At 74.7% G+C, this 20,738-nt stretch carries 20 protein-coding genes; 14 read left to right on the plus strand and 6 right to left on the minus strand.

Annotation, left to right across the window (positions count from 1 at the left end; all coding sequences use genetic code 11):
• The first annotated feature begins 40 nt into the window (after positions 1-40).
• The 4 genes from K7862_RS26925 to K7862_RS26940 all read left to right on the plus strand — a co-directional run bounded on the left by K7862_RS26925 (position 41) and on the right by K7862_RS26940 (position 3,070).
• Positions 41-733, plus strand: coding sequence for a response regulator transcription factor (locus K7862_RS26925; RefSeq protein ID WP_308012205.1), 693 nt, complete (start codon positions 41-43; stop codon positions 731-733).
• Positions 730-2,193: a sensor histidine kinase gene (locus tag K7862_RS26930; RefSeq protein ID WP_222967086.1), complete on the plus strand. Its 1,464-nt coding sequence runs from the start codon at positions 730-732 to the stop codon at positions 2,191-2,193. Before K7862_RS26925 ends, K7862_RS26930 begins: the two co-directional genes overlap by 4 nt.
• Positions 2,194-2,390: 197 nt before the next feature.
• Positions 2,391-2,846 (plus strand): hypothetical protein, encoded by a 456-nt coding sequence (locus tag K7862_RS26935; RefSeq protein ID WP_222967087.1) that lies wholly within the window; start codon positions 2,391-2,393, stop codon positions 2,844-2,846.
• Positions 2,843-3,070, plus strand: a complete 228-nt coding sequence (locus tag K7862_RS26940) for a hypothetical protein (protein ID WP_222967088.1) — start codon at positions 2,843-2,845, stop codon at positions 3,068-3,070. The genes K7862_RS26935 and K7862_RS26940 overlap by 4 nt, the downstream gene beginning before the upstream one ends.
• Positions 3,071-3,124: 54 nt before the next feature.
• Here K7862_RS26940 and K7862_RS26945 read toward each other — a convergent pair whose 3' ends face one another.
• Both K7862_RS26945 and trxA read right to left on the minus strand, forming a co-directional pair.
• Positions 3,125-4,822: a bifunctional 3'-5' exonuclease/DNA polymerase gene (locus K7862_RS26945; protein WP_222967089.1), complete on the minus strand. Its 1,698-nt coding sequence runs from the start codon at positions 4,820-4,822 to the stop codon at positions 3,125-3,127.
• A 77-nt stretch (positions 4,823-4,899) separates the two neighbouring features.
• Positions 4,900-5,286, minus strand: a complete 387-nt coding sequence (gene trxA / locus K7862_RS26950) for a thioredoxin (RefSeq protein WP_222967090.1) — start codon at positions 5,284-5,286, stop codon at positions 4,900-4,902.
• A 121-nt stretch (positions 5,287-5,407) separates the two neighbouring features.
• On the opposite strand from trxA, the gene K7862_RS26955 reads away from it, so the two are divergent.
• Positions 5,408-5,617 (plus strand): hypothetical protein, encoded by a 210-nt coding sequence (locus K7862_RS26955; protein ID WP_222967091.1) that lies wholly within the window; start codon positions 5,408-5,410, stop codon positions 5,615-5,617.
• A gap of 60 nt (positions 5,618-5,677) precedes the next feature.
• On the opposite strand, the gene K7862_RS26960 is transcribed toward K7862_RS26955, so the two are convergent.
• Complete coding sequence (locus K7862_RS26960; protein WP_222967092.1) at positions 5,678-7,006, minus strand: citrate/2-methylcitrate synthase; 1,329 nt, start codon at positions 7,004-7,006, stop codon at positions 5,678-5,680.
• Positions 7,007-7,162: 156 nt separating this feature from the next.
• On the opposite strand from K7862_RS26960, the gene K7862_RS26965 reads away from it, so the two are divergent.
• The 5 genes from K7862_RS26965 (at position 7,163) to K7862_RS26985 (ending at position 11,607) form a co-directional block, all read left to right on the plus strand.
• On the plus strand, positions 7,163-8,323 hold the full coding sequence (locus K7862_RS26965) for a citrate synthase (RefSeq protein WP_222967093.1): 1,161 nt from the start codon (positions 7,163-7,165) through the stop codon (positions 8,321-8,323).
• Positions 8,324-8,450: 127 nt separating this feature from the next.
• A complete protein-coding gene (locus K7862_RS26970) occupies positions 8,451-9,404 on the plus strand; it encodes a quinone oxidoreductase family protein (RefSeq protein WP_222967095.1) in 954 nt (317 codons plus the stop codon).
• 142 nt (positions 9,405-9,546) lie between these two features.
• On the plus strand, positions 9,547-10,449 hold the full coding sequence (htpX, locus tag K7862_RS26975) for a zinc metalloprotease HtpX (protein WP_222967096.1): 903 nt from the start codon (positions 9,547-9,549) through the stop codon (positions 10,447-10,449).
• Positions 10,449-11,009 carry a PspA-associated protein PspAB gene (pspAB, locus tag K7862_RS26980; RefSeq protein WP_222967097.1) on the plus strand — a complete coding sequence of 187 codons (561 nt, stop codon included), beginning with the start codon at positions 10,449-10,451 and terminating at the stop codon, positions 11,007-11,009. The genes htpX and pspAB overlap by 1 nt, the downstream gene beginning before the upstream one ends.
• 157 nt (positions 11,010-11,166) lie before the next feature.
• Positions 11,167-11,607: a nitroreductase family deazaflavin-dependent oxidoreductase gene (locus K7862_RS26985; RefSeq protein WP_222967098.1), complete on the plus strand. Its 441-nt coding sequence runs from the start codon at positions 11,167-11,169 to the stop codon at positions 11,605-11,607.
• A 66-nt stretch (positions 11,608-11,673) separates the two neighbouring features.
• Here the strand turns inward: K7862_RS26985 and K7862_RS26990 are convergent, their stop codons facing one another.
• From K7862_RS26990 to K7862_RS27000, 3 genes are all read right to left on the minus strand, one after another.
• Positions 11,674-13,131, minus strand: coding sequence for an MFS transporter (locus tag K7862_RS26990; RefSeq protein WP_222967099.1), 1,458 nt, complete (start codon positions 13,129-13,131; stop codon positions 11,674-11,676).
• A gap of 217 nt (positions 13,132-13,348) precedes the next feature.
• On the minus strand, positions 13,349-13,714 hold the full coding sequence (locus K7862_RS26995; RefSeq protein ID WP_222967100.1) for a nuclear transport factor 2 family protein: 366 nt from the start codon (positions 13,712-13,714) through the stop codon (positions 13,349-13,351).
• A gap of 197 nt (positions 13,715-13,911) precedes the next feature.
• Entirely contained in the window at positions 13,912-15,279 is a 1,368-nt protein-coding gene (locus K7862_RS27000; RefSeq protein WP_222967101.1) for an NsdA family TPR-like regulatory protein, read from the minus strand.
• A gap of 260 nt (positions 15,280-15,539) precedes the next feature.
• Here K7862_RS27000 and K7862_RS27005 point away from each other — a divergent pair, with 260 nt between their 5' ends.
• The 4 genes from K7862_RS27005 to K7862_RS27020 all read left to right on the plus strand — a co-directional run bounded on the left by K7862_RS27005 (position 15,540) and on the right by K7862_RS27020 (position 20,725).
• Positions 15,540-16,496: a hypothetical protein gene (locus K7862_RS27005; protein ID WP_222967102.1), complete on the plus strand. Its 957-nt coding sequence runs from the start codon at positions 15,540-15,542 to the stop codon at positions 16,494-16,496.
• Between the two features lie 40 nt (positions 16,497-16,536).
• Positions 16,537-18,090 (plus strand): APC family permease, encoded by a 1,554-nt coding sequence (locus tag K7862_RS27010; protein WP_222967103.1) that lies wholly within the window; start codon positions 16,537-16,539, stop codon positions 18,088-18,090.
• A 212-nt stretch (positions 18,091-18,302) separates the two neighbouring features.
• Positions 18,303-19,475, plus strand: a complete 1,173-nt coding sequence (locus tag K7862_RS27015; RefSeq protein WP_222967104.1) for a CaiB/BaiF CoA transferase family protein — start codon at positions 18,303-18,305, stop codon at positions 19,473-19,475.
• Between the two features lie 35 nt (positions 19,476-19,510).
• Positions 19,511-20,725, plus strand: coding sequence for an acetyl-CoA C-acetyltransferase (locus K7862_RS27020; RefSeq protein WP_222967105.1), 1,215 nt, complete (start codon positions 19,511-19,513; stop codon positions 20,723-20,725).
• Positions 20,726-20,738: the final 13 nt, after the last annotated feature.

Raw genomic sequence — 20,738 nt, forward strand, 5'->3', positions numbered from 1 at the left:
GGCGGATGCGGACCGGGCGGGCGGGGGCCGCGTCCTGGTGGTGGACGACGACGCCGCGATCCGCCGCTCACTGGGCCGCGCCCTGCGGCTGCGCGGTTTCACGGTGACCGAGGCGGCGGGCGGCGCCGCCGCCCTCGACCTGCTCGGGCACACCCCGCCCGACGTCCTCGTCCTGGACATCTCCATGCCGGACGTCGACGGCATCGAGGTGTGCCGGACCCTGCGCGGCACCGGCAGCGACCTGCCCGTGCTGGTGCTCTCCGCCCTCGACGAGGTCGCCGATCGCGTCGCCGGGCTCCAGGCGGGCGCCGACGACTACCTCGTCAAGCCGTTCGCGCTGGAGGAACTGGTCCTCCGGCTGCACGCCCTGCTGCGCCGCCGCCCGCCGCAGCCCGACGACCAGGTGCGCGCCTGCGGACTGGTGCTGGACCCGGCGGCCCGCACCGCGGCCCGCGACGGCGAACCGCTCGACCTGACCCGCCGCGAGTTCGAGCTGCTGGAGGTCCTGGCCCGCAACTCCGGGCTGGTCCTCACCCGCGACCAGCTCCTGGACCGCGTGTGGGGCTACGACTTCGACGTGCGCACCGACGCCGTCGACACCTTCGTCAGCTATCTGCGCCGCAAGCTGGAGGCCGGCGGGCGGCCGCGCATCCTGCACACCGTCCGCGGGGTCGGCTTCGTGCTGCGCCCGGCCGCGGACGGCGCGGGGGCCGCCGGGGGAGGGATGTCATGAGGCTCTCCACCCGCATCGCGCTGGCCGTCGGCGTCCTGGTGCCGCTGCTCGTGCTCGGGTCGGGCTGGATCATGGTCCGGCTGGTCGTCCGGGACGTGCACGCCCAGGGCGACGCCCATCTGCGGCAGCGGGCCACGGCCGTGCTGCCGGAGGCCCGCAACCTGCTGCGCGCGATGGCCAACGACCGGCCGGCGAACGTCGAACAGGCCCGGGAGCGGCGGCTGTTCACCGCCGCGCTGGATGTCGGCATCCGGGTCACCGGGCCCGACGGCACGGTGACCGGCGGGCCGCAGCCGGGGGCGTCGGTCGCCCTGCCGGCCGCCGCGCGGGCCGCGGCACCGGTCACCGTGCCCGACGGCAGGCGCAGCTGGCGGGTGCTCGCCGAGCCGGTGTCCGTCGCGCGTCCGGCCATCTCCGGCACGCTCTGGGTGGTCTCCAGCGACACCGCGAGCCAGGCGCAGATCGGCCAGGTCCGCCGGCGGATCCTGACCGTGGCCCTGCTCACCGCGCCCGTCGCGGGTCTCGCCGCCTGGGCGGCGGCGACCCGGCTGGCGCGTCCGCTGCTGCTGCTCCAGCGCCGCGCCGGCGGCATCGACCCGCGCACCAGCGCGACCCGGCTGGAGCACACACCGACACGGGTGCCCGAGGTCGACGACCTCGCCCGCACCCTGCAGACCGTCCTCGCCCGCTACGACGAGCAGGCCGCCCGCACCGCCGAGGCGCTGGACACCGCCCGCTCGTTCTCCGCCGCCGCCTCGCACGAACTGCGCACCCCGCTGATGAGCATGCGGATCAACCTCGACGTGCTGGACGGCACCCCCGAACCGGCCCCCGCGGAACGCGCCGAGATCATCGCCGACCTGCGCGCGGAGCACGAACGGCTGCTCGGCCTGCTGGTGATGCTGCGCTCCCTCGCCCAGGGGGACCTCGTCGAGGCGGACGCCTTCGCCCCGCTGGACCTGGGCGACCTGCTGGAGTCCGCGGTGACCGACCTGCGGCGGGAGCGGCCCGGGGCGCGGGTCGCGGTGGACAGCGCGCCGGGCTGCGTGGTCCACGCCTGGCCGCCGGGTCTGCGGTCGGCCGTCGACAACCTGCTGACCAACGCGGCGGTGCACGGCGCCGGAGCCGACGGCACCGCCCGGATCGAGGTGGCCCTGCGGCCGGGCGGCGACCCGTCCACCGTCAGCCTGACCGTCGCCGACCACGGCCCCGGCGTCCCCGCCGCCGACCGCGACCGTGTCTTCCAGCGGTTCCGGCGCAGGCCCGACAGCCCCGGCTCGGGCCTGGGACTCACCCTCGTCGCCCAGCAGATCGCCCTGCACGGCGGCACCGTCGCGGTCTCCGGCCGGCCCGACGGGACGCCCGGAGCGCACATCACGGTCCTGCTGCCACGCGCGTCGACCCCGCACACACTGCCCACCCACCGGGCCTGGCTCCCCGCGCCCACGGCCGCCTCCTGACGCGGGGGCCGGCCGTCCGGATCCGGCGAGTGGGCCACCGCGACGCCGGCGGCGGCCCGGCCCCGCGTCAGGAGACGCCGGTCGCGGGGCCGCCCGAAGCTCTCAGCGGCCCACAAGGTTTCCACAAAGAGCGTTCCTACCCTCCGGGACGAAGCGGTGCCGCGCGGGTGCGGCACCGCACGTCGAGGGAGGACATCATGCGCACCACCCGTACGCGCAGCGCCGTCGCGGCCACCGCCGCGGTCGCCGCCCTGTTGACCGCCGCGGGCAGCGCCGTCGCCGACAGCGGCACGACGCCGGCGCCGAGCGCCGCCGCCAAGGCGCCAACCGGGGACGGCGCCCGCGCCCTGTGCAAGCGCGTGCCCAAGATCGACGCGCGGATCGACCGCGCGCTGCGGCGCCTCAACGGCCCCGTGACGGAGCTGGGTTCGATCGCCCGGCTGCAGAAGCGGGTGGACAACGCCGACGCCAAGGGCGACACGGCCGTGGCCACCTACCTCAAGGACCGCCTGACCTTCCGTCAGTCCCTGGTGCCGACGCTCACCAAGCGCAGCAGCGACCTGGACGCCGTCCGCACCTGGTGCGGCACCCAGCACTTCGGCGCGGGCAAGAACTCCGCGGGCAAGAACTCCGCGGGGAAGAGCGCCTCGTGACCCGGCGCCGGAGGGCGGCGGCGCTCCTGCCCGCGGCGGCACTGGCGTTCGCGGTGCTGACCGGCTGCGGGAGCCACGGCGCGGCCGGGGCGGACCCGGGCAGCTCGGGGGCGGTCACCCCGTCGGCGCCCTCGGCCTCCCAACTCGCCCACATGCAGAAGCTCGTGGACGACGCCGACTCGGCCGCCGCGACCGCGGAGAAGGACGCCTCGGGCGACAAGTGACCCGCCGGGGGCGCCGGCGAGGCGCCCGCGCACGCCATGTGGCCCTCTCCAGGGCTACTTGGCGTCGGCGTAGCACTCCACGACGTGCGTCTCCAGCGGGATGGGGACGGGCGTCGGACCGAACACCAGGCGGCGGGCCTCCTCGCCCGCCGCCGCCACCGCCGCCTCCACGGCGGCGGCCAGCTCCACCGGGGTGTGCACGATCACCTCGTCGTGCTGGAAGAACACCAGCCGCGGTTCCGGCCCGATCCCCGCCAGCCGGCGCCGCAGCGCCGCCAGCATCGCCAGCGCCCAGTCCGACGCGCTCGCCTGGATCACGAAGTTGCGGGTGAAACGGCCCCAGGAGCGGGCCGCGCGCCGGTCGGGGGAGGCGCCGTCCCCGGAGTCGGCGTCCTCGTCCCAGAAGCGGTCGGCGGACGGCGCGGGCGAGGTGCGGCCGAGCTGGGAGCGGACGATCCCGCCCGCCTCACCGGTCCTGGCCGCGGACTCCACCAGCGCCAGCGCGGCGGGGAACCGCCGCCGCATCACCGCCAGGAGCCGTCCGGCCTCACCGCTGGTCTGCCCGTACATCGCGGCGAGCAGCCCGATCTTGGCGCGCGGCCGGTCGCCGCCGAAGGCGTCGAGGGCGAGCGCGGCGTACAGGTCCCCCGCGGCGGCCGCCCGGGACAGACCGGGATCGCCGGACATCGCGGCCAGCACCCGCGGTTCGAGCTGCCCGGCGTCGGCGACCACCAGCCGGTGCCCGGGATCGGCCACCACGGCCGCCCGCAGCAGCCGGGGGATCTGCAGCGCCCCGCCACCGCGCGTGGCCCAGCGCCCGGACACCACGCCGCCGACCACGTACTCGGGACGGAACCGTCCGCCGCGCACCCACTGCTCGCGCCAGGCCCATCCGTGGGCGGCGTGGATCCGGGACAGCTCCTTGTAGCGCAGGAAGAGAGCGGCGGCCGGATGCTCGACCGAGCGCAGTTCGTAGGAGCGCGTCGAGTTCAGCGGAACGCCGACCCGCGCGAAGGCGGGCAGCATCTGGGCGGGGGAGTCGGGGTTGACCTGGCGGCCCAGCGCCTCCTGGAGCTGCAGCGCCAGGTCGCCCAGCACCGCGGGCCGGGCGCCGGCGGCCGGGCGGGGGCCGAGCAGCCCGGTCAGCAGCTCGTCGTGGACGGCCGCGCTCCAGGGCAGGCCCTCGCGGCCCATCTCCACCGCGGCCAGGGCGCCGGCCGACTCCGCGGCGCACAGCAGCCGCATCCGATCGGGCTGCCCGGCGGCGGCGACCCGGCGCAGCTGCCCGGCGTGCACGGCGACCAGCGCCTCCAGCAGGTCGGTGCCGGGCGGCAGGTGGTGGCGGTCGGCGGCGAAGAGCACCGGCTGGTCGTCCAGGCCGGCCTCGGGGGTGTCCTGCGGTTCCGGCAGGTCGTGCAGGCGGGCCCAGGCGGCACCGAGCGAACGCGGGCGCCGGTGCCGGGACTCGTGCCCGAGCAGCAGCGACTCCACGAGTTTCACGTCGTGGCAGCGGGCGGGGCGCACGGCCGCGCGCTCCAGCAGCCACGCGTACGTCTCGTCGGTCGCCGCCCACACCCAGCGCGGGTGGCCGGCGGCCTCCTGCCGGGCGACCTCGGCCGCCAGGTCGGGCACCGGCCGGACGGGGCCCGCGGCCGAACCGTCCTCGGCGAGCACGCGGAGCCGGCCCCCCGACCCCACGGGGTCGGGGGCGACCGCGATCCGCACCTCGCCGGTGACAGCTGTACCCACCATGCGACCGTAACGGGCACCTCCGACAGCGGCCCGGAGCCGTCCGGGGCCGCTGCCCGGGAGGCGCGGGGGCCGGGGCCTCAGGCCTCGCTCTGCCCCGGCTGGCCGCTCTGCGTCTCGGCCACCGACTTGCGCACCTCGTCCATGTCGAGGGCGCGGGCCTGCGCGATGACGTCCTCCAGCGCCGGCTCCGGCAGCGCACCCGGCTGGGCGAACACCGCGACCTTGTCGCGGACGATCATCAGCGTCGGGATGGACTGGATCTGGAAGGCGGCGGCCAGCTCGGGCTGCGCCTCCGTGTCGATCTTGCCGAAGACCAGGTCGCCGTGCTTCTCCGAGGCCTTGTCGTAGACCGGGGCGAACATCCGGCACGGACCGCACCAGGCGGCCCAGAAGTCGATGAGGACGAAGTCGTTGGACGAAACGACCTCGTCGAAGTTCTCCTTGGTCAGCTCCACAGTGCTCATGCCCCCACAACGGGTGGGGACCACCGGAAATTCCGGGGCACCACACCGGTGCGTTCACTCGTCCGAGTGGAGCGGGCGCGGTCCGCATGGCGTGCCCGGCCCCGGTCTCGTTGATCAGCGCATGGCAGGTACGAAATGGGTCCGGCAAGAGGACTTCGGCGCCCAGCGCAGGCGCACCACCCTTGGTGGAACGGTTCTGCAGAGCACCGACGCGCCCCTGTACACCGCGCTCGCCGCCCAGTGGCAGTCCGCCGGCCGGATGGTGCCCGGGCAGACCGACTCCGAGTGGGCCGAGCTGGTCGGCCGCATCCCGCGGGTCACCGGTTACTGACCCGGTCGCCGGCCTGGCGGCCGGCGCCGGCCCGGACCCGCTCGCCGAACCGGCGGCCGCTCACGGCAGCGGCTGCTCCGGCCGGGGCCCGTCGTACGCGCCGACCGGCCGCATCCGCAGCGGCCGCTCGGCGTACTCCTCCAGCGCGTGGGCGATCCAGCCGGCCGTGCGGGCGACCGAGAACACCGTCTCGCCGGCCTCGGCCGGCATCCCGCAGGCCAGTGAGAAGGCGCCCAGCGCCAGGTCGACGTTGGCCTGCGGCGTGCTGTGCCGGGCGCCGGTGGCCAGCACGTCCCGGGCGGCGGCCAGCGCGGGCGCCGCGGCCGGCACCCGCTCCAGCAGGCGGAACAGCAGCCGGGCCCGCGGGTCCTCGCCGGGGTACACCCGATGGCCGAGCCCCGGGATGCCCTGCCCGCCGCGCAGGTACTCCGCGACGACCGGGCCCGCCGACCCGCGTTCCAGCACGTCGGCCAGCATCCGGTGGACCAGGGCCGACGCCTGGCCGTGCAGCGGGCCGTCGAGCGCGCCCAGGCCCGCCGAGACCACCGCGTACGGGTGCGCGCGGGCCGAGGCGGCGACCCGGGCGGCGAGGGTGGACGCGGCCAGGTCGTGGTCGATGAGCAGGGCCAGCGCGGTGTCCAGCACCTCCAGCGAGGCGTCGTCGGCGGGCCGGGCGGTCAGCCGCGACCACAGCCGCCAGGCGATCGGGCCGCTTCCGCGGTGCGTGGGGCCGGCCGGCGGGAGTGCGTCCACGAGCGTCGGGATCAGGCTGCGCGCCGAGCCCAGCACCGCCTCCGGCGCCAGGTCGAAGCGCAGCGGGTCGGCGGCGGCCGCGGCGATCGCGGCGACCCGCAGCCGGTCCATGGGCCCGCAGTCGGCGGGCAGCGCGGCGGCCGTCCGCCGGGCGGCCGCCAGCGGCTGCGGCGGCGCCTCGAACCGCACCCCGCGCCGCAGCACCCCCGTCCACAGCCACTCGGCGACCTCCTCGAAGGTGTACGCCGCGGCGAGCTCGGTGGCGTCGACCCCGCGGAAGTAGTACCGGTCCGCGGTGATCAGCGTGATCCCGGTGCGCACCCGGCCCAGGCCGCCGGCGTCCGCCTCGGCCGGGGACTGAGCGGACGCCGCGTCCTCTGAGGACGAGGTGCGCCCGCGCCGGGCCAGGGCGGCGACCTCGGCGGGGTCGAACGTGCTGCCCCGGCCGCCCCGCGCCCGGCGGCTGCCGAGCAGTCCGCGGCTGACGTACGCGTAGAGCGTCTCGGGCTTCACCCCGAGCCGCCGGGCCGCCTCCCGGGTGCCGATCCGGCCGTCGTCGCCGGCGGCCGCGCCTGCCGGGTCCACCGGGGCTGGGGGATCCGCCGGGGCTGCCGGGTCTGCCGCGTCCTGTGCCATGGGCCTCACCGTATCCGGGTGCGCGTCCGCCGCCCCGGGGTCCCCCGCGGGCCCCGGAACCGGCGACGAGGGTTGATTGACTCGGGCTTAATCAATATTGACATCAACTCAATCAATCATCGACAGTCAAGTCAATACCCCAAGGAGGAATGCACGATGCCGACCACCGAGCGCACCGCCCCCGTCGCCGTACCCCGGGGCCTGAAGGGCGTGATCGTGACCGAGACGACCCTCGGCGACGTCAGAGGCGCCGAGGGCTTCTACCACTACCGCGAGTTCTCCGCCGTGGAACTGGCCGCCACCCGGACCTTCGAGGACGTGTGGCACCTGATGGTCCACGGCCGGCTGCCGGACGCCGCGGAGCGTGCCGCGTTCACCGCGCGCACCGCGCGGCTGCGGCACCTGCCCGCCGACGTCCTGGAGGCGCTCCCGGTCGTCGCCCGCGCGAGCGCCCCGGCCGGACCGCTCGCCGGGCTGCGCACCGCGCTGTCGCTGCTGGGCGCCTCGGCCGGGTTCCGCCCGCTGTACGACATCGGTCCGGACGAGCGGCGCGCGGACGCGCTGGCGGCCTGCGCCGCGGTGCCCACCCTGATCACCGCGCTGTACCGGCTCGGTCAGGACCGGGAGCCGGTCGAACCGCGGGACGACCTCCCCCACGCGGCCAACTATCTGTACATGCTGACCGGGCGGGAACCGGACGCGGCCAGGGCCTGGGCGGTCGAGCGCTACCTGATCTCCACCGTCGACCACGGCTTCAACGCCTCGACCTTCACCTCGCGGGTGATCGCCTCGACCGGGGCCGATCTCGCCGCCTGCCTGGTCGGCGCCATCGGCGCGCTCTCCGGGCCGCTGCACGGCGGTGCGCCCAGCCGCGCCCTGGACACCCTCGACGCGATCGGCACCCCCGACCGCATCGACGGCTGGCTGCGCGAGCACATTCAGGCCGGCGACCGGATCATGGGCTTCGGCCACCCCGTCTACACCACCGAGGACCCCCGGTCGCGGATGCTCAAGGGCATCGCGCGCGAGTTCGGCGGCGACCTGGTGGAGTTCGCCGTGCGGGTCGAGGAACGGGCGGAGGCGGTGCTCGCCGAACTCAAACCGGGCCGGAACCTGCACATCAACGTGGAGTTCTTCGCCGGTGTGGTGATGGAGCTGTGCGGGCTGCCGCGGGAGATGTTCACCCCGACCTTCGCCGCCGCCCGGGTCGTCGGCTGGAGCGCCAACGTGCTGGAGCAGGCCGAGGACAGCAAGATCATCCGTCCGGCCGCGCGGTACGTGGGCCCGGCGCCCGCGGTCCCGGTGCCGGCGGCCTGAACGCCGGTGCGGGGAGTGGCGCCGGCCGGGAGAAGTGCTGCGTGCGCTCCATACCTACCAGTCGGTAGTCTCTGCTGGAAGGTCCTGCCGAGCCGACGGGGCCGTGCCGTCCAGCGGAGGAGTCACCGTGCGCGCCATCCAGATCACCGAGTTCGGCGGCCCCGAGGTCCTGCACGTCGCGGAGCTGCCCGAACCCTCGGCCGGCCCCGGCCAGCTCCTGGTCGACGTCCAGCGGGCGGGCGTCAACTACGCCGACACCCACGCCGTCGAGGACAGCTATCTGTCCCGCTCCACCCTGCCGATGGTCCCGGGCTCCGAGGTCGCCGGCCGCACCGCCGACGGCCGGCGCGTCGTCGCGCTCACCGACGGCGGCGGCTACGCCGAGAAGGCGGCCGTCCAGGAGTACCTGACGCACGAGGTACTGGACGGCGTGACCGACGAGCAGGCGCTGGCGCTCGTCGTCCAGGGCCTCACCGCCTGGCACCTGCTGCGCACCTCCGCGCGACTGGCCGCGGGGGAGAGCGTCGTCGTGCACGCCGCCGCGGGCGGCACCGGCTCGCTCGCCGTCCAGCTCGCCGCGGCGTTCGGTGCGGGCCGCGTGATCGCCACCGCCTCCTCGAAGGACAAGCGCGACCTGGCCCTCGACCTCGGGGCGGACGTCGCCCTCGACGCCGCGCCGGAGGACCTCAAGGAGCGCCTGATCGAGGCGAACGGCGGCCGCAAGGTCGACATCGTGCTGGAGATGACCGGTGGCCCGGTCTTCGACGCCTCGCTCGCCGCGCTCGCGCCGTTCGGCCGGCTCGTCACCTACGGCATGGCCTCCCGCACCCCGGCCACCCCGGTCGAGGCCGCCGCGCTCATGGGCCGTTCCCGGTCCGTCGTCGGGTTCTGGCTGGCCCACTGCCTGGGCCGTCCTGGGATGTACCGGGAGCCGATGGCCGAACTGCTCGCCATGACCGCCGACGGCCGGCTCAGGCCCCTGCTCGGCGGTGTCTATCCGCTCGCCGACGCGGCGCGTGCCCACCAGGACCTGCGGGCCAGGCGTACGGTGGGAAAGCTCGCCCTGGACACCACCCTTTGAGCGGATCCGCACCCGTTGAGCGGAACCGTCCGGGCCGTCCTGGTCGTTGCATCGTTGGGTAGTAAGCACGCACCACCACCAGCCAACGGAGCACACCCGGGCCGCCCCCGCGACCCGTGCCCCGCACGATTCGGGAGGGGCCTTGAGCCGGAACCGCTTCGCTCCCGACCGGGGACTGACGACGCGCATGGTCGTCACGATGTTCCTGATCGGACTGCTCTACGTCGTCTTCGTGGGCGCCCTGCTCGCCCTGCTGCGCGGCTCCTGGCCGCTGATCCTGGTCGTCGCCGGTCTGCTGTTCGTCGCTCAGTTCTGGTTCAGCGACCGGATCGCGGCCTTCAGCATGGGCGCGCGTGAGGTCACCCCCGAGGAGGCCCCGGAGCTGCACGGCGTGGTGGACCGGGTCTGCGCCCTGGCCGACCTGCCCAAGCCCAAGGTGGCCATCGCCGACTCGGACGTGCCCAACGCCTTCGCCACCGGGCGGAACCAGCGGAACACCGTGGTGTGCGCGACCACCGGCCTGCTCCGCCGCCTGGAGCCGGACGAGCTCGAAGGCGTGATCGCGCACGAGCTCTCCCACGTCGCCCACAAGGACGTGGCGGTGATGACGGTGGCGTCCTTCCTGGGCATCCTGGCCGGCGTCATCACCCGCATCGGCCTGTGGGGCGGCTTCCGCCGCGGCGGCCGGGACGCCAACACCGCCATGATCGCGGTGCTCGTGCCCCTGGTGAGCGCGGTCGTGTATGCCATCAGCTTCCTGCTCACCCGGATGCTGTCGCGCTACCGCGAACTGTCGGCCGACCGCAGCGCCGCCCTGCTCACCGGCCGGCCCTCCGCGCTGGCCTCGGCGCTGACCAAGGTCAGCGGCCAGATCGCCGCCATCCCGACCGAGGACCTGCGCTCCTCCCAAGCGTTCAACGCCTTCTACTTCGCACCCGCCCTGGGCGCCGGCGCCACGTTCTCCCGGCTGATGTCCACCCACCCCACCCTCGAGGTGCGGCTGGAGCAGCTCAGCCGCATCACCCGTGAACTGGACCACCGCTGATGGGTCTGCTCGACGTCCTCCTCGGCCGCAGCAAGCCGGTGAAGCCCGATCTCGACCAGCTGTTCGGGCTCACCTCGGCGGCCATCACCCTGCAGGCCGCGACCGAGCTGCGCCCGACCGGGCTCGGCTCGGTGTGCTTCTCGGCCGTCGAGGGCGGGGCCTTCACCGAGATCCAGCAGGACCTGCACACCCTGCTGGCCACCGAGTCCAGCCGCGACTCCTACGGGTACACCTGGCTGCTCTCGCGCCACGACCCCGAGGACGTCACCGGACTCGTCACCGACCTGCACGCCGTGAACTCCACGCTCGAACAGCACGGGTTCGGCCCGCAGCTGCTCTGCTCGCTGGTGGGCTTCTCGGACCCGGCCGGGCCCTCCCTGGCCCTGGTCTACCTGTACAAGCGGGGCAGCTTCTACCCGGTCTGCAAGCGGCCCGGTGAGCAGAAGCGCGACAACGCGCGGGAGTTGGAGATCGCCGCGCTGCTCAAGAACGACCTGCGCATCGAGTCCGACCTCTCCCGCTGGTTCCCGGTCTGGGGCGCCCCCGGCATGGCCGACTGAATCCCGGGCCGGGCCCCGGGCGCCGGGGGGACAGGGGGCGGCCGGCCGACCTCGTCGCCCGAGCCGGGGCGCGGACGCGGCCCGGCAACGCCGGACGGCGCGCGAGGCGTGCCTAGAGTGGGTGACCGGTGACGATCTCCCGTGATGGAGGAAGCGCATGACCACGTACGACCCCGCCGACGTCAAGGTCAGCCCGACCAGCTGGGTGGCCGAACAGGCCCGCCGCTACGAGGAGTCGGGCGGCACCGAGGCCACCGACCTCAACGGCTCCCCGTGTCTGCTGCTCGACTACCTCGGCCGCAAGAGCGGCCAGTGGCTGCGGACCGTGCTGATCTACGGCCGGGACGGCGACGACTACCTCGTCGTCGCCTCCAAGGGCGGGGCGCCCGAGCACCCGCTGTGGTACCTGAGCCTGCGGGACAACCCCGACGTCCACGTCCGCGTCGACAGCGAGCGGTTCGCCGCCCGCGCCGAGGTGCTGTCTCCGCAGGAGAAGGCCCGGGTGTGGCCGCACCTGCTCGACGTCTACGCGCCCTACGCGGACTACCAGAAGAACACCGACCGGGACATCCCGGTGGTCCGCCTGCGCCGGGTCTGAGCCTCCCGCCGGCCCGCACGCGTCAGGGGCGCCCCGAGGGGCGCCCCTGTGCGCTTCCGCGGATCGTCACCGCCCGTTCCGGCCGGCCCGAACCGCGGTGCCGACGGTCAGGGCCGCCAGCGCCAGCTCCAGGACCATCAGGAACTCCAGTCCCAGGGCGAGCGCGTGCGGGTAGCGGGCGGAGGCGCCGCCCCCGATCGCGCCGTAGAAGAGGATGCCGATCAGCGCGATGCCCAGCGCGCCGCTGATCTGCTGGATGGTGGCCACCACCCCCGAGGCCGAGCCGGCCATCTCCGCCGGCACGCCGCCCAGCGCGGTGTGGGTGAGCGGTGCGATCACCATGCCCATGCCCACGCCGTCGACGAACAGCCCGGGCGCCAGCTCCCACAGGGTCCCCGTGGTGCCCGACGCGTGCACCGCGGCCCACAGCGTCCCGAGTCCCGCGGCCATCAGCAGCGCGCCGGCCGGCACCGTACGGGCGCCCAGGCGCGCGGCGATCCGGTGCGCGGTGGTCGAGGTCAGCAGGTAGCCCGCGCCGATCGACAGGAACACCGTGCCGGAGCCGAGCGCGTCCAGCCCGCGGCCCGCCTGCAGATAGAGCGCCAGGACCAGGAAGAACGAGCCCTGGCCGGTCCAGAACACCAGTTGGGCGAGGGCGCCGAGCGAGAAGCCGGGCAGCCGGAACAGGCGCGTGTCGAGCACCGGGTCGCCGCCGCCCGCGCCCAGCCGGTGCTGATGGACGACGAACACCGCGAAGAGGACGGGCGAGGCGGCCAGGCACACCCAGGTCCACACCGGCCAGCCCAGCGACCGGCCCTGGATCAGCGGCAGTACGAGGGCCACCACCGCCGCCGTGGACAGCGCGACCCCGGCCGGGTCCAGCCGGGGCCGCCGCGGAGCACGCGACTCACCGAGCGCCCGCGGCACCATGACCAGGGCGGCCACTCCGATGGGCAGGTTGATCAGGAAGCAGGCCCGCCAGCCCAGCCCGAGGATGTCGGCCCTGATGAGCAGCCCGCCGATGAGCTGCCCGAACACCGCGCCCACGCCCATCGTCATCCCGTACATGCTGAACGCGCGGGCCTGTGTCTTGCCGGTGTAGGCGGTCTGCAGGATCGCCAGCACCTGCGGGCTCATCAGGGCCGCGCTCAGGCCCTGCAGCACCCGGGCGGCCACCAGCGTCCCGGCGGTCGGGGCGAACCCGCAGGCCGCCGAGGTCACGGTGAACAGGGCGAGCCCGACGGCGAACATCCGCCGCCGCCCGAAGACGTCGCCGAGCCGGCCCGCGGTGATCAGCCCGGTGGCGACGGCCAGCCCGAAGCCGGCCACCACCCACTGGACGGCGGCGGTCCCCGCGTGCAGGTCGCCCTGCAGGGCCGGGATGGCCACGTTGACGATGAAGATGTCGAGAGCGCTCATGAAGGTCGCGGCCAGGAGGACCAGCAGGCCCAGGCCGTACCGGTCGGCGGCCGGGGCGACGCCCCGGGCCACGGACGGGGAGGCGGTGGTGGAGGCCGAAGCCATGACGTACTCCTGTCGCGGTAATGGTGCGGCACGGATGCGGCACAAAGGAGGCTGAGCGGGAGGTGCGGGAGGTGCGGGAGGTGCGGGAGGTGCGGGAGGCCGGTGGGGAGGCCGGTGCCGGCGGGCCGCCCCGCGCAGCCGGTGCGCGCGGGGCTGTCGCCCGGGTCAGCCGGTCGGGTCAGCCGGTCGGATCAGCCGACCGGGTCAGCCGGTCGGGTCAGCCGGTCGCGGGGACCTTGTCCAGGAAGCCGAGGACGCCGTGGATCAGCCCGTCCTCGCCGGTCACCGCCACGTCGAAGCCGATCACCAGCGCCTCACCGCCGGCCGGGCCCAGCTCCCAGGTGAACCGTGCGACGTGGTGGTGCGTGTCGACCGGGCCCAGCGTGAAGGCGAGGCCGGCGAACTGGTCCTGCACCGCGCCGACGACCGCGTCGAGCGCGTCGGGGCCGGTGACGTCGGCCAGCGGGTCGGTGTAGCGGGCGTCCGCGGCGAACACCTCGCCGATCAGCGCGCGACGGGCGGCCGGGTCGGTCTCGTTCCACGCGGCGATGTAGCGCTCGACGAGGTGCTGGATGTCGCTCATGGTCGGTTCTCCCTGCGGTCCGCGGCGCCGGGTTGCGCCGTCTTCTTGCAGGTCACGACGGTACGGAGCGGAGTGTGCGGGCGAATCAGTCATCGTTAGGTACTGGTGCGGGGTGCCGCGGCCCCGGCATCCGTCACGCCCCGGTACCGGTCACGCCCCGGCATCCGCGCTGTCCAGGGCGGCCGGGCGGACGGCCGTCAACGCTGCGGGTCGAGGCGGGCCTTGAGGGCGTCCAGGGCCTCGGCCAGCCGCGGCGAACCGCAGTGCCGCGAGAGCTGCGCGGCCTCCCGGCCCAGCGCCCGGGCGCCCTCCAGGTCGCCGGTCACGGCCCGGGCCAGCGCGGCGCGGGCGGCGTACAGGCTGCGGTCGCGGACGAACTCGGCGTCCTGCATGGCCAGCGCCTGCTCCAGCAGCGGCCGCGCCTCGTACGCCAGGCCGAGGTCGAGCAGCGACTGCCCGGTCTGCGCGGCGAGTTCGGCGTCGTCGAGCCAGTACAGCCACGGCGGGCCGGGATCCTTCTCCGCCGCCTCCAGCTGTCGCTCGGCCTCGGTGACGGCCCGCCGGAACGCCGGCTCCGCCCCGGCCGCGGCGTGGGCACGCCCCAGCCGGCTGGCCGCCAGTGCCCGCACCGCGGGTGACGTGCCGCCGGCCGCCCGCACCCCGGCTTCGGCGGCCGCGACGGCCTCGTACGCGCGGCCGGCGATCACCGACTGCAGGGCCAGGCCGCCCCACAGGGCCACGGCCAGCGCGCGGTCGCCCGCGCTGTGCGCGAGCCGCAGACCGGTCAGGTAGTGGCGCTGCGCGGCGCCGTGCCGCCCGGTGTCGGTGGCGGCCCAGCCGCCGAGCTGCGCGAGGTCGGCGGCGACCCGCAGCAGCCGCCGCTGCATGGCCGCCCCGTGCGCCTCCCGCCCCAACAGGCCGGAAATCAGGCGCAGATCGGCCTCCACGCGGTGCCGGACGGCGGCCCCGCCGAGCCGGTCGTCCAGCCGCCGCAGACCCAGCACGCCCGCCTCGAGCCACTCCACGACCGTGCCGTCCACGAACGCCGGCGTGACCGACTCCGATGCGGGGACGGCCCCTTGGGCGGGCACCCGCTCCGCGGGCGCGGTTCCGGATATGCCCTCGGCCTCCGCGGCGTCCCAGTCGGCGATCGCGTCCCGCAGCGCCTGACCGTCGGCGATCGGGAAGCCTCGCGGATCCGCGTGCCCGTCGTCCACCAGCGAGGACAGCGCGGTCCTGCTGCCCTGCACCGTCCAGGGCAGGCCGTCCGGCATCCCGCCGTGCGCCGGCAGCCAGCGCGGCCAGGGGCGTGCCTCCAGTTCCTTGGCCGGCACGCCCAGGGCGCGGGCCAGCGCCCGCTGGCTGTCGGCCTCCGGGACGACACCCCAGTGCTCCCAGCGCCACACCTTCTCCCGGCGGGCCGCCATCGGCACCCCGAGCGCCCGCGCGTGTTCGGCGATCACCCGGGCGACGTCCTGGTAACTCCAGCCGTGCCGCTGCCGGATGTAGGCGAGGGGATGCGTGGATCCGGCGGAGTCGTCGCGCGCCACGTTTCTGCCGTCCATTCCCCGGTCCCCCACTGCTGTGCCCGAGCACTGCCACGATCAGGCTCTCGATATCAGGCCCGACGGCCCGGACGCCAGCCGGAATCAGCGCTTCCGCGTCGGCCCGCGGTGCCGCCGCCGCGCCGATCGGCCTTCCAAACCCCCGTAACCGTAAGGGACTACAGCGAGACAACAAGTGTGGCCTTGTAGCCGACCGGCGCCTACCGGTTGGCTGTTCGCGATCACTTGACGTAACGCTCGCCGTGGAGGGCAGCCCGCGGATGACCCCACCGCCGCCACCCTTCCGCTTCACGCGGGGCAAGGACGACGTGGCCTTCGACCCAGCGCTCGGCGACGGCGAACTCGTCGCCGCCCGGGCCGCCCTGACGCAGGGGCGGTGGACGGAGGTCCGTGCGCTGCTGGCCAGGACCGGCACCGACTGGGACCTGCGCGGCCATCGCCTCGTCGTGCTCGGCGAGGGCAAGTCCACCGCCGCCTGGGCCCGGGAATGGCAACTCGCCGAACCCGAGAGCCCCGACGCCGCCGCGCTCGCCGCCTCCGCCGCGGTGTTCCGCGCCGCCGCGGGCAAGCAGAGCCCGGAGACCGCGCGCGACGCGTGCATGCGCGCCGCCCGGATGACGCCCGCCGACCCGACGCCCTGGCTCAACCTGCTGATCCTGGCCCGCCGCACCGGCACCGACGACGAACAGGTCCGGGCGTTCGACCAGGTGCGCGGCCGGCACCGCGGGCACCACCACGGGCACCACCTGATGACGCAGTGCCTGGCCGAGCGGCAGAAGACCGACGGGGACGACCCGTTCCACGAGGTGTACGAGTTCGCCGAGTGGGCCGCGGGCGAGGCGGGCGCCGGATCCCCGCTGGCCGCCCTGCCGCTGGTGGCCCTCATCGAGCGGTTCCGGGTGCTGGCCGAGTCCGGTGCCCTGCCGCCCAACCCGACCGGACTGCCCTACTGGACCAGCTCGCGCGCCCGGACCAGCGTGCGAGCCGCCTTCGTCTGGTGGCTGGACTGGCACGGCGGCCACCATCCCCGGCTGCCGCTGGACCTGAACTACCTGGCCTTCGGGAAGTTCCACTCCGGCGACACCGTGGAGGCCGCCGCCCTGTTCAACCGGATCGGATCGCAGGCCACCCGCGTCCCCTGGACGTACCCGGACCGCGACCCGATGAAGGCATTCCGCACCGCGCGCAACTACGCGCTCGGTTTCGGTTCCTCGTAAGACCCGACACCTGCACCACATCCTGGGAAGGACCGCAGCCATGCTGACGGGCAGTTCGACCGAGATCAGCACGTTCAAGGGGGAGCAACGCGCGCTGCGCGCCGACAGGATCGGGGCGCCGGCCCTGCTGCTCTCCGTCCTGGCGGCCACCGCCCCGCTCATGGTGGTGGCCGGCGTCATCCCGACCACGTTCGGCACCATGGGCATCGTCGGCGTGCCGCTGCTGTTCGTGATCATCGGGGCGGTGCTCGCCCTGTTCAGCTTCGGCTACGCCGAGATGAGCCGGCACGTGCACAACGCCGGCGCGCTGTACGCGTACATCTCCCGCGGCCTGGGCAGCACCATGGGCGCGGGCGCCTCCTACGTGGCGCTGTTCGCCTACAGCATCATGCAGATCGGCACCTACGGGATCTTCGGCTTCGAGATATCCGGGCAGATCTTCCAGCACTGGCACCACAACGTGGCCTGGTGGATCCCGGCGCTGGCCGGTGTCGCCGTCACCGCGGTGTTCGGCGCGCTGAAGATCGACCTCAACGCCAAGACGCTCGGCGTGCTGCTGCTCATCGAGACCGTGCTCACGCTGGTCTTCGACTTCAGCTTCGTCAGCGACCCCGGCCCGCAGGGCGTGTCGCTGCACGCGTTCGACCCGGGCACCCTCAGCGGCGCCGGTCTGGGCACCGCCCTCTGCTTCGTCATCGCCGGCTTCGTCGGCTTCGAGCAGGCCCCGGTCTACGCCGAGGAGACCAGCGACCCGCAGCGCGTGGTGTCCAAGGTGATGTTCCTGGCCATCGGCTTCGCGACGGTCTTCTTCGCGTTCAGCTCCTGGGCGATCACCGTGGCCACCGGCCCCTCGCACGTCGTCGGCCAGTCGCAGCAGCAGTCCGCGAACCTCATCTTCGCGCTCAACCAGGACCGGCTGGGCAACGGCTTCACCGACGTGCTGAACGTCTTCTTCATCACCGGCATCTTCGCCTCGATGCTGAGCTTCCACAACGTGGTGGCCCGCTACGCCTTCGCCATGGGCCGCGACGGCCTGCTGCCCTCCGCGGTCGGCCGCACCTCGAAGTCCAGCGGCGCCCCCGCGATGGGCTCGTTCCTGCAGTCCGCCGTGTCGCTGGTCGTCGTCGCCGCCTTCGCGCTCACCGACAGCGGCCACTTCGACAAGCAGATGGGCCCCGACCCGACGGCGCCGGTGCTGCGCCTGTTCACCTGGGCCGGCAACGTCGGCGCCCTCGGCGTGGTGCTGCTGATGGCCACCGCGGCCGTCGCGGTCATCGTCTTCTTCGTCAAGCGCGGCGCGGCCGGCGTGCAGGCGTGGCGGCTGGTCACCTCGGGCCTCGCGGCGATCGGCCTCATGGTGATCTTCGTGTACTCGGTGAAGGACTTCGCGGTCCTGCTCGGCGCCAACCCCGGCCACGGACTGCGCTGGATCCTGCCCGGCATCATCGCCCTGGCCGCGGTGATCGGCCTGGTCGTCGGCCTGGTGCTGCACTCCCGGAAGCCCGAGGTGCACGCCAGGATCGGTCAGGGCAACGAGGCGTTCCAGCTGGAGAAGGCCGCGGCCGCCGCACAGACCGGGGACGCCCCGGCCTGACCGCGCACACCCTCCGACGGCCCGCTCCCGCCCTCCCGGGCGGCAGCGGGCCGTCCGCGTTCCCGCCCGCCCGCGCAGGGCGAACCCGGGATGCTCCCGGGCCCGGCCCTGGCCAGCCAGAGGGTGCGGGGAGTGCGGCGAACCGCACGAGAGGTGAGCGAGCGCTCAGTCAGCCCTTGCGAAAACTGAAACACGTTCCTAGCATCCTGGGTGTGACCTCAGCCGAGTCGTACCACCCGGCACCACCCGCCGGGTCCACCGGCCGCACCGGGCCGGCCGGGCCGCTCGCCGGGGTGCGGGTGCTCGAACTCGCCGGGATCGGCCCCGGTCCCTTCGCCGCGATGCTCCTCGCCGACCTGGGCGCCGACGTCGTCCGGGTGGACCGGCCCGGCGGCCCGGACCTCGGCGTCGCCCCGGCCTTCGACCTGACCAACCGCAACAAGCGGTCCGTCGTCGTCGACCTCAAGGACCCCGCGGGCGCCGCCCTCGTCCTGGACCTCGCCGAACGCGCCGACATCCTGATCGAGGGCTACCGTCCGGGTGTCGCCGAGCGCCTGGGCGTCGGCCCGGACGCCTGCCTGGCCCGCAACCCCCGTCTGGTCTACGGCCGGATGACCGGCTGGGGCCAGGACGGCCCGCTCGCCTCCACGGCCGGACACGACATCGGCTACATCGCCGTCACCGGCGCGCTGGCCCTCACCGGCCCCGCCGACGGGCCGCCGGCCGCGCCGGCCAACCTCCTCGGCGACTACGCCGGCGGCTCCCTCTACCTGGTCACCGGTGTCCTCGCCGCCCTGCACCACGCCAGGGCGCACGGCCGCGGCCAGGTCGTGGACGCCGCCATCGTCGACGGCACCGCCCACCTCACCACGATGATCCACGCCCTGCGCGCCGCCGGCGCCTGGCAGGACCGCCGCGAGGCCAACCTGCTCGACGGCGGCGCCCCCTTCTACGGCGTCTACGCCACCGCCGACGGCGGCCACATGGCCGTCGGGGCCCTGGAGCAGCGCTTCTACGACGCCTTCGGCGCCGCGCTCGGCCTCACCGAGGAGGAGGCGGCGCTGCGCGCCGACCCCGCCCGCTGGCCCGAGCTGCGAGCGGCCGTCGCCGCCCGGTTCCGCACCCGCACCCGCGACGAGTGGACCGGCGTGTTCACCGGCACCGACGCCTGCGTGGCCCCCGTCCTCACCCTCGGCGAGGCGCCCGCCCACCCGCACCTGGCCGCACGCGGCACCTTCACCGAGGACGGCGGCATCGTGCAGCCGGCCCCCGCACCCCGTTTCAGCGCCACGCCCACCGCCGTGCTCCGCCCTCCGGCCCGGCCTGGCGCGCACACCGCCGAGGTCGCCGCAGACTGGGACGTACCGGCGCTCGCCACCGACTGACCGCCCCGCCCGCACCCTCACCGAAAGGCACGACGTTGAGCACCGACGCCTACGTCTACGACGCCGTACGCACCCCGCGCGGGCGCGGAAAGGCGAACGGGTCGCTGCACGCGACCAAGCCGATCGACCTCGTGGTCGGTCTCATCCACGAACTCCGGCGCCGCTTCCCCGGCCTGGACCCCGCCGCCATCGACGACATCGTGCTCGGCGTCGTCAGCCCGCTCGGCGACCAGGGCTCGGACATCGCGCGGATCGCCGCGGTCGCGGCGGGCCTGCCCGACACCGTCGCGGGCGTGCAGGAGAACCGCTTCTGTGCCTCCGGCCTCGAAGCGGTCAACCTGGCCGCCGCCAAGGTCCGTTCCGGGTGGGAGGACCTGGTGCTGGCCGGCGGTGTCGAGTCGATGTCCCGGGTCGCCATGGGCTCCGACGGCGGCGCCTGGGCGATGGACCCGATGACCTCCTTCGAGGTCGGCTTCGTCCCGCAGGGCATCGGCGCGGACCTGATCGCCACCCTCGGCGGGTGGAGCCGTCACGACGTCGACGCCTACGCCGCGCTGTCCCAGGAGCGTGCCGCCGAGGCGTGGAAGGAGGGCCGCTTCGCCCGTTCGGTCGTGCCGGTGCTGGACCGCAACGGCCTGACCGTCCTCGACCACGACGAGCACATGCGTCCCGGCACCACGCCCGAGTCGCTCGCCAAGCTCAAGCCGTCGTTCGCCGACATCGGCGAACTCGGCGGCTTCGACGCGGTCGCGCTGCAGAAGTACCACTGGGTGGAGAAGATCGACCACGTGCACCACGCCGGCAACTCCTCCGGCATCGTGGACGGCGCCGCCCTGGTGGCCATCGGCAGCCGCGAGGTCGGCGAGCGCTACGGCCTCACCCCGCGGGCCCGGATCGTCTCCGCCGCGGTGTCCGGCTCCGAGCCGACCATCATGCTCACCGGCCCGGCCCCCGCCTCCCGCAAGGCGCTGGCCAAGGCGGGGCTGACCATCGACGACATCGACCTGATCGAGATGAACGAGGCGTTCGCCGCGGTCGTGCTGCGCTTCGCCTCCGACATGGGCGTCAGCATCGACAAGGTCAACGTCAACGGCGGGGCGATCGCGCTCGGCCACCCGCTCGGCGCCACCGGCGCCATGATCCTCGGCACCCTCATCGACGAACTGGAGCGCCGCGACCAGCGGTACGGGCTCGCCACCCTCTGCGTCGGCGGCGGCATGGGCGTCGCCACCGTCGTCGAACGCCTCTGACCCCACCCCTCCT

This window comes from Actinacidiphila acidipaludis (assembly GCF_019890725.1).
In the GTDB taxonomy this organism is placed as follows: domain Bacteria; phylum Actinomycetota; class Actinomycetes; order Streptomycetales; family Streptomycetaceae; genus Actinacidiphila; species Actinacidiphila acidipaludis.